Genomic DNA, 2,280 nt, shown 5'->3' with positions numbered 1-2,280 from the left:
TCGTCCTCGGACGGCGGGTCCTCACAGAGCACACGCAGTGCCCGGGCGGTGAGGTCGCGGACCCCCTCGGGAGGGAGCACGCCGTCGATCATCCCGCGGCGGGCGAGGTTCTCCGAGACCTGGACGCCCTCGGGGAAGGGCGCGTCGTAGAGCGCCTCGTAGACGCGCGGGCCGAGGAACCCGATCAGCGCGCGGGGTTCGGCGACGGAGACGTGGCCCAGCGAGCCCCAGGAGGCGAACACCCCTCCGGTGGTCGGATGGCGCAGGTACACCAGGTAGGGCAGTCCCGCCGACTTGTGCCCGGCGACGGCGGCGGAGATCTTGACCATCTGCAGGAAGGCGATGGTGCCCTCCTGCATGCGGGTCCCCCCCGACGTCGGGGAGGCCAGGATCGGCAGGCGTTCGGCGGTGGCGCGCTCGATCGCGGAGACGATCCGCTCGGCCGCCGCGATGCCGATCGATCCGGCCAGGAAGTCGAACTCGCAGGCGATGAACACGACCCGCCGACCCAGCAGTCGTCCTTCGCCGGTGATGACGGACTCGTCCACCCCGGAGTCCCGCGCCGCGCGCTCGAGGGAGGCCTCGTAACCCGGGACCGAGTCGACCTGGGGCGAGCGCAGCGGAGCGGAGTCCCAGGACCGGAACGACCCGTCGTCGAGGACCATGTCGAGGATCTGCAGAGCTCCGGTTCGCGCCATGGACGCATCGTACGGTGGGCGCGTTCACCAGCAGGTATCGTCGGTCGCGGGGTGCAGGGTAGTACCCCCGCGGCGCACCGGACCGCGACGTACCAGGAGGCCCCGCCGCCATGATCGACACACGCAGGGACGGTTCCGTCGCCGTCGTCACCATCGACCGGCACAGCACCCGCAACGCCCTCGACGCGGAGGTGTGCACGGCCCTGCGGGAGGCGATCGAAGCCGCGGGTGCCGCGGCAGAGGGCGAGGACCCGGTCCGCGCGATCGTCGTGACGGGGGCGGGGACGGCCTTCTGTGCGGGAGCCGATCTGTCCGGCGGCGTGTACAACCTCAACTTCTACGACGCCCACGCGGGGATGCTCAGGGCGGTGGAGTCGGTGCCGGTCCCCGTGATCGCGGCCGTCAACGGGCCCGCCGTGGGCGCCGGGGTCCAGCTCGCCCTGGCCGCCGACCTCCGCGTGGTGGCACCCGGCGCGGTGTTCGCCGTCCCCGTCGTCAAGGTGGGCCTCGCGCTGGACAACTGGACGATCAAGCGGCTCGCCAACGTCGTCGGGGGCGGGCACGCGCGGTCGGTCCTCATGACCGCTCGTCCGGTCGGGGCGGAAGAGGCGGCCCGGATCGGGCTGGCCAACGAGATCGGCGGCCTGGACACCGCGATGGAGCTGGCGGCCGAGATCGCGCGGTTCGCCCCGCTCAGCCTCCGGCACATCAAGTCGGTGATCAACGACGACGACGCCCGGCTCCTGCCCCGCGAGGAGCACACCGAGCTGCAGCAACTGGCCTGGCACAGCGAGGACATGGCCGAGGCCCGCGCCGCCCGCGAGGAGAAGAGGCCTCCCGTGTTCCGCGGGAGATGACCTGACCGTCAGCGGGCCCGGACGGATACCATTCCAGCGCCCGGATCCCGCCGACGTGGCGACTGGCATACGCCCCGGGGACCGGTGACTGCAGGGGGAGAGCCGCGGATGGCCGCCAGGCACAGTGCGTCGACGCAGAGGGAGAGTTCGACGGCGCGCAGGGTCGTCCAGGTGGGGCTGGGGTTCCTGGCGGCGGTCCTCGTGATCGGGGTCGTGGTCGCGGGCCTGTCCAGGGCCGGGGTGGGAGGATTCTGCGTCGACGCTGCCGATGTCACCGTGGCCACCGAGCCCGACATCCTCGCGCATGTCGAGACCCTCGCGGACGAGGCGGGGGGATGTCATGCGTACGAGGTCTCGGCGGTCTCGTCCGCCGACATGGCGGCTCGGGTCGCCGCCCGTCAGACCCTCCCGGACATCTGGGTCCCCGATTCGGCGATCCGGCTCGCTCAGATCTCCCAGGACGTCCAGATCCCGTTCGAGACCGTTCTCAACTCCATCGCGTCGACCCCGGTGATCATCGCCTCGCGTGGGCCCGGGCCGGACATGCCCACGTGGACTTCGGCGCTCTCGATGCCGGGACTGGCGATGGGGGACCCGGTCCGGTCCGGTATCGCGGACGCCCCCATCCTCGCGGCGACCTCCGAGGTCGAGTCGATGCGCTCGACCTCGGAGGCGCTCGCCGCCTCCATGGCCGTGCTCGCGCAGGGCCGGGCGGGGCGCGCGGA

The 2,280-nt window shown here is 72.3% G+C and carries 2 protein-coding genes and 1 pseudogene; 2 read left to right on the top strand and 1 reads right to left on the bottom strand.

The window, feature by feature from the left end; all coding sequences use genetic code 11:
* Window positions 1-698, bottom strand: a 698-nt coding sequence (locus G6021_RS07035; protein WP_277817925.1) for an acetyl-CoA carboxylase carboxyltransferase subunit beta, incomplete at its 3' end; no start/stop codon positions are given.
* 110 nt (window positions 699-808) lie between these two features.
* On the opposite strand from G6021_RS07035, the gene G6021_RS07030 reads away from it, so the two are divergent.
* Window positions 809-1,555 carry an enoyl-CoA hydratase gene (locus G6021_RS07030; RefSeq protein WP_179524674.1) on the top strand — a complete coding sequence of 249 codons (747 nt, stop codon included), beginning with the start codon at window positions 809-811 and terminating at the stop codon, window positions 1,553-1,555.
* A gap of 108 nt (window positions 1,556-1,663) precedes the next feature.
* A pseudogene (locus G6021_RS07025) lies at window positions 1,664-2,280 on the top strand (substrate-binding domain-containing protein); the annotation flags it as partial.

Source organism: Dietzia sp. CW19 (assembly GCF_014145265.1).
Lineage (GTDB): Bacteria > Actinomycetota > Actinomycetes > Mycobacteriales > Mycobacteriaceae > Dietzia > Dietzia natronolimnaea.
Note: the sequence above shows the minus strand (reverse complement) of the source record. Positions and strands in the feature narration are given on the sequence as shown.